Raw genomic sequence first — 6,000 nt, 5'->3', positions numbered from 1 at the left:
AGATGTGTATAAGAGACAGGCATTATTCATTCGTTGCTGAATGGTTGGTTGAGGATCAGGCCGGCCGAACCGGGCGCGACTATGAAGGCTGCGCGCCGGTTCGGCCCTAGCCCACTAGGGCTTAGTAGTCCCAGAAGACCGGCACCCAACGGAAGTGGTCGCCATCGGCGGCCACATGGCCGACGGAGGGGAACGGCATGTGCGTGGCCACCAGAAGCTCGCCGCTCTCCGCCAGTTCCTGCAAAAGCCGGACGCGGACGCGGGCAGCCTCTTCCGGATCGTGTTCGAAGCCGTTGAACCAGTCGGGATGATCGAAGCCGACCGCGAACACCGCATCGCCGGCGAACATCAGCCGGTCCTTGCCGGATGCCACGCGCACCACGCTATGCCCGGGTGTATGGCCGCCAGTTCGGGAGACGACCACGCCCGGCGCCACCTCGTACTCATCATCGAACAATCGCAGGTGGCTTTCGTATTCCTTTCTGAACTGCTTGGCGGCGGCCCGAAGCGCGTCCGGGAAGCCGGGCGGCATCGACACGTGGGTGAAATCGGGCGCCTCCCAGAATTTGACCTCGGCCGTCGCCACATGGATCCTGAGGTCCGGACGCAGCCGCTCCTTCACGCCGTCGACGAGCAGCCCGCCGACATGGTCCATATGCATATGGGTCAGGACCACGTCGGTTACCGATCCAAGGTCGATGCCGGCGGCCTCCAGCCGCTTGATCAATTGCCCGGCCCGCGGCAGGTTCAATTCCGGGTCCAGCCCCAGGCCGGCGTCGATGAGGATGGTCTGCTTGCCGCTGCGCACCACGACCACGTTCAGCGCCCAGTCGAAAGCGTCCTGCGGCAGGAACATGTTGTTCAGCCAGGCCGCATGCTCGTCCGGATTGGCATTGTATCCCAACATCTTGGTCGGCAGCGGCAGCACGCCATCGCTGATCACCAAAACATCGATTTCGCCGATCTTCACCGCGTAGCGCGACGGAACCAGTTCGTCGGGGCCTGATTTAACAGGCTGTGCGGGGGTGTTCACGTTCATGTCTGTCTCCTGTTGATTGTGATCTTTGCGCCGCCCATGCGGACGCATATCGTTGGGTTAAGCACCCAGCGAGAAAGGCCTAGTTGAGGCCGGCCTTGTCGAGGCCGTAGGCCTTGTCGGCCGAACCCGGCACGGACTTGAAGGCGATGCCGGCTCGGTTCCAGGCATTGATGACCATGATTGCAAAAGTCAGATCGGAAATTTCCCTCTCCGAAAGCTGGCCGCGCACACGCTCATAAAGCTCATCGGGAATGCCGCCTTCCGGCAGTTTCGTCACTGCTTCGGTCCAGGCGAGGGCGGCGCGCTCCCGCGGGACGAAAAGGTTGGATTCGCGCCAGATGGCTATGTGGTAGAGCCGGAGCTCGCTCTCGCCGTGGATCTTGGCTTCCTTCACATGCATGTCCAGGCAGAAGGCGCAGCCGTTGATTTGCGAGGCGCGGATCTGCACGAGATCATGGATCTTCTGGTCGATGGCACTGTCTTTCAGGGCCATGCTGAGATCCGACAATTTCTTGAAAAGCGCCGGGGATTGCTGGGCATAGTTCACGCGTTGCGTCATGGGTCATCTCCGTTATTAAGGACATTTCATATCCTTATGGATAGAAAATATCCGTAATACCTGGACAGTAAAGCCCTTCGGAATTATGGTGGGCACATAAGGCTTATGCGCAAAAGTATGGGGGTGGGGATGGATATCGTAGGTGCGCTGCAAACATTCATGAGAGTGGTGGAAACCGGTTCCTTTTCGGCCGCCGCCGTTCACCTCAGCGTGACGCAGCCGGCGGTTTCTCGGCAGATTTCGGCACTGGAGGCGCATCTCAACACGCGCCTCCTGCATCGCACGACGAATGCATTGGCCCTGACGGCGGAGGGGGAGCAGATCATCCCGATGGCGCTCAAGGTCATCGAGGCGGTCGAAGCGCTCAGTGAAACGACCTGTCGTGGCGGGACGACCGCGACGGGCAAAGTGCGGCTTGCCTTGCCGACGCCATTGGGCCTTTGCATCAGCGATCGCCTCGGGATGCTGTTTGAGCAGCACCAGGGACTTTCCGTCGAGCTGCTCTTTCGCGAAGAGCCATCCGACCTGGTCGAAGAGGGGATCGATCTCGAGGTGCGCCTTGGGATGGTTGCGGACTGCAGCCTGATGTGCCGTCGGATCGGCTGGACGACGGCTTTCCTCGTCGCCGCGCCCTCATATCTGGAAGGACGAAAAGCTCCGAAAACACCTAGCAATATCGGCGCCCATGATTGCATCTGCTACAAGCGCGCCGGCGACGGCAGATCCTGGTCTTTTTCCAATGGTGCCGACGACGTGGCCGTGCGCATCGCGCCGCGCCTGATCGCCAGCAATTCCATGGCCGCCCACCGTGCGGCACTCGCCGGCAACGGCCTTGCCGTCCTTTCCCATATATTGGCAGGGCCTGATATCGAGGCAGGTAGGCTGGTGAAGCTGATGCCGGATTTTCCGCCGAGCCGATTGCCGATCAACGTCGTTTACCCGTCCCGGCGGAACCTGCCATTTCGCATCAGGGCCGTGCTCGACTTTCTGATCGAGGTCGTCAGGGAAGATCCCTTGATGGCGCCGTCGCTTTCGCATTGAATCTTTGCCATCGGCGCAAGGCAATGCTGTATAGAAAAGTTGTGCCTCTTGCTGCCGCGAAGGCGGCTAGACTCGCACCGAAGATCACGGCCCTCGTCGCAGAGGCCCGGCCACGATTGCCGGGCCTCGATGAGTTCTGTCCTAAGCCACGCGCCGCTCGTGGCGACCCTCCTGCACCTCCTCGACGATCTTGCCGACGAAAGCGTCCAGATCCTCAGGCGATCGCGATGTGATGATGCCTTGATCGGTCACTACTTTCTCATCCCGCCAATCGGCTCCGGCATTTTTGACATCGGTCTTGATGGACCAATAGGATGTTGCCCGACGGCCGCGCAGAGCATCGGCTTCAACCAGGAGCCAGGGCGCATGACAGATGGCGGCAACGACCTTGCCGGACCGCAGGAATTCGCGGACGACACGCATGGCATCGCCGTCGGCGCGCAACTTGTCGGGGTTGATCTGGCCGCCTGGCAGCACCAGCGCATCGAACTGATTGACGTCGACATCTCTTGCCAGCAGGTCGACGTCGACGCTGTCGCCCCAGTCGGTCTTGTCCCAGCTCTTGATGCTGCTCTCCTTGATGGAGGCAACTTTCACGTTGGCACCGCGCTTTTGAAGTTCGTCCAAAGGAACGCGAAGCTCCGACCGCTCATAGCCATCGGTGGCAAGGATGAGAATATGTGCGGAATTGATGGAGGGCATGATCTATCCTTTCAAAATTCATCGAACACCCTGTCTAAACCGGGGCGGCGGACGATCGTTCCCAATTTTCTCGTGGAACCGGGACTGCCCTGTGCGGTTATGGAGACGGCCTAAGAGGAGAGAAACATGGAACAGGCAATCAGGCTCGAACCAAGGGAATGGGTGCCGAATAACCAGCGCTTTCCGGTCATCGTCTATCGCGAGGCACTTGCCGTTCCGAGCCGGGCGGAAGGGTTCGAGCAGCTCTTCCGGGCGAACGGATGGGGCGGGCTGTGGCGAAACGGCGTCTATGCCTTTCATCATTATCATTCCACCGCCCATGAGATATTGGGTATTGCCGAGGGGCGGGCACGATTGATGATTGGCGGTCCTGACGGCAAGGACATCGAAGTCGAAGCCGGCGATGCGCTATTGTTGCCGGCCGGAACAGGACATTGTCGGCTCGATGCCAGCGGCGATTTTCTCGTGATCGGTGGCTATCCGCCGGATCAGGAGGCCGACCTCTGTCGCGAAATGCCGTCGGAAGAGCAGAAGGCCCGGATCGAAAAGCTTGGCGTGCCTGCGACCGACCCCTTGAAAGGAAAGGCTGGTGGGCTTCGGGCTCTGTGGTATGAAGACACCTAGATCCGGCTGAGAGCGCAGCTCACCAAAGACCCGGCGCGAGCCGAAACCGCACGCGCCGGGCATAGTCGGCATAGCCTTCCAGTTCGGCCTGCAGCAGGGCATCTTCCCAGCTCGTGCGCAGGATCAGCAGCGCGCTTGCCCAGGCGGCCGGGATCAAGGCCCACCACGAGGCGAGTGCCAATGCCAGCCCGGCAAACACCATGATCGCGCTGACATAGCCGGGGTGGCGCACGAATGCATAGGGGCCGCTGCTGATGACGTACTGGCCGCGTTCGCGCTGCAGACGGACGCCGGGCTCGAAGAAGCGATTGACCGCTTGCGCCCAGGCGCCGAGTGCAATGCCGGCGCCAAGCAGGACATAGCCGAGGATCACGACGGAGGTAGGCACGGCCGACCATGACATTCTGCCGGCGTCGAAAGTTGCAACCGGAATTTCGGCGACCATGCCGAGGCAGATCAGCGAGACGAGGATCAGGTCCCAGCGTTTGGTGCCGGCCTGGAAGCGGTTGCGAGCCCTGAAGATTGCGGGGTTTACGCGTTTCAGCACCAGGATCGATATGCCGTAGACGACGAAAAGAAAGGCGATAAAGACCCATCCGGGCGGCCAGTCGAGGCGGCCGGCCGGCAGAAAAATGAGCGCGAGCAAGATGAGTGGCAGGCCGATCGCATAGGATACGGCAGCCGTTCTGGACATAGGTCGGGGCTCAGTGACAGTCATCCGCTCCTCTCCATGGATGGCGATCGTGGACTCGCAACCGCTGTCCGTCTTGGGGTATGCAGCTGCATCGTCCGTCATTGAAGACATAGTTCTCCTTTTACGTGCGCCAAGAGCCGTCGGCAGACAAGTTTTTGATCAATCATCCGCAATCGCGCTCTGGAAAGCGGAACGATCGGATGCATCCTGGGTCAGAACAAGAACAGTTCAAAATCCTGCGCTAAGATCGAACGTACTGTAAACGTCATGCGACGACCTCGTTGCAGGGATGGGCGCTTCAGCCATCACCAGGAAGTTCGCCACCAGCCGACAGACCATCATGCGCGTCAGGAACAAAGTTTCGTAATGCGTCTGGTTGGTGTTTTGCGACAAATGCCGCTAGTCAAGGATTGGGATATGAGGCGCTGCCGTCCTTGGCAGAACACCCGTCAGCCTTGGATCGTCTGTTACCTCAACCATGAAAGCATATGGCTTGAAACCAGATCGCTGATAGAACGGCAACGCATTCGGATGATCGAAATGGCAGGTATGGACCCAAAGACGTTCGATGGGATGCGCCCAGGCGATTGATAACGCCTTGTTCATGAGATAGCGCCCGGCACCGGTTCCGATTGAGCTTTTGGCAACCCCAAAGAAAACCAGTTCACACTGGCCATGCTGCCGGAAATCAAGCTCCAGCATTCCGGACGGTTGCCCGTCCGCTAGCATCACGTATATTTCTACAAGCGGGTCGTTGATGATGGCCGTCAGCTTATCGTCGGTCATGACCAAACGCGAAACCCACATCCAATCCTCTCCGACCAGACGGAAAAGCTGCCGATATGTCACCGGATCGGCAGCCGTCATCCGCTCCAGGGAGAATCCCGGGATAACGTTGGCTTCTTTGGGAGCCGGCCTCTCCGTCATCTCCAGACAGGTGACGGCATTTGCAAGCTTGCCCTTGGGAACTAAGGAATATCCCATGGGCAAAGGTGGGTTGGAGTTATCCGATTTTTCAATAATTTCCATAGGCATCAACCGATTAGGAGCCGCTGCGCTCGCCGTTTATTTACTACATCGCATAAACCGTCGACTTCGGCGAGGGCAGAATGGCACCGCAACTCTCTTGACGAATAGGTGAGGTACCAACGAGATTAATCGCCGATTTGGATCTTAAGTAATTTCCGGAAGAAAAGAGAGTGCCCGAAACCGAACGATTGATCCTACGTCGCTCACGCCGTGCGGACATCCCCGAGCTTTTCAAGTTTCTGGGTGATCCAACGGCGATGCAGCATACCCATGCTGACAAAACGCTTCGCGAATGCCAAAGAAGGGGTAGCC

7 protein-coding genes are annotated in these 6,000 nt (G+C 59.1%); 2 read left to right on the top strand and 5 right to left on the bottom strand.

The genetic code is table 11. The features are described from left to right. Positions 1–121: 121 nt before the first annotated feature. Both ACPYOP_RS29145 and ACPYOP_RS29140 read right to left on the bottom strand, forming a co-directional pair. Positions 122–1,039, bottom strand: coding sequence for an MBL fold metallo-hydrolase (locus ACPYOP_RS29145; protein WP_481413733.1), 918 nt, complete (start codon positions 1,037–1,039; stop codon positions 122–124). A 79-nt stretch (positions 1,040–1,118) separates the two neighbouring features. Next, complete coding sequence (locus ACPYOP_RS29140; protein ID WP_481413732.1) at positions 1,119–1,598, bottom strand: carboxymuconolactone decarboxylase family protein; 480 nt, start codon at positions 1,596–1,598, stop codon at positions 1,119–1,121. A 129-nt stretch (positions 1,599–1,727) separates the two neighbouring features. Between ACPYOP_RS29140 and ACPYOP_RS29135 the strand changes: the two genes are divergently transcribed. Then, the gene (locus ACPYOP_RS29135; protein WP_481413731.1) at positions 1,728–2,639 is read left to right on the top strand and encodes a LysR family transcriptional regulator; all 912 of its coding nucleotides are present in this window, start codon (positions 1,728–1,730) and stop codon (positions 2,637–2,639) included. Positions 2,640–2,780: 141 nt separating this feature from the next. Here ACPYOP_RS29135 and ACPYOP_RS29130 read toward each other — a convergent pair whose 3' ends face one another. Further along, a complete protein-coding gene (locus ACPYOP_RS29130; protein WP_481413730.1) occupies positions 2,781–3,341 on the bottom strand; it encodes a DJ-1/PfpI/YhbO family deglycase/protease in 561 nt (186 codons plus the stop codon). Between the two features lie 126 nt (positions 3,342–3,467). Here ACPYOP_RS29130 and ACPYOP_RS29125 point away from each other — a divergent pair, with 126 nt between their 5' ends. Beyond that, positions 3,468–3,965, top strand: coding sequence for a cupin domain-containing protein (locus ACPYOP_RS29125; protein WP_481413729.1), 498 nt, complete (start codon positions 3,468–3,470; stop codon positions 3,963–3,965). A gap of 19 nt (positions 3,966–3,984) precedes the next feature. On the opposite strand, the gene ACPYOP_RS29120 is transcribed toward ACPYOP_RS29125, so the two are convergent. Together ACPYOP_RS29120 and ACPYOP_RS29115 are read right to left on the bottom strand one after the other, a co-directional pair. Next, entirely contained in the window at positions 3,985–4,683 is a 699-nt protein-coding gene (locus ACPYOP_RS29120; protein ID WP_481413728.1) for a methyltransferase family protein, read from the bottom strand. 375 nt (positions 4,684–5,058) lie between these two features. Further along, the gene (locus ACPYOP_RS29115; protein WP_481413727.1) at positions 5,059–5,688 is read right to left on the bottom strand and encodes a GNAT family N-acetyltransferase; all 630 of its coding nucleotides are present in this window, start codon (positions 5,686–5,688) and stop codon (positions 5,059–5,061) included. Positions 5,689–6,000: the final 312 nt, after the last annotated feature.

This window comes from Rhizobium sp. KNZ2-6A (genome assembly GCF_056755475.1).
Note: the sequence above shows the minus strand (reverse complement) of the source record. Positions and strands in the feature narration are given on the sequence as shown.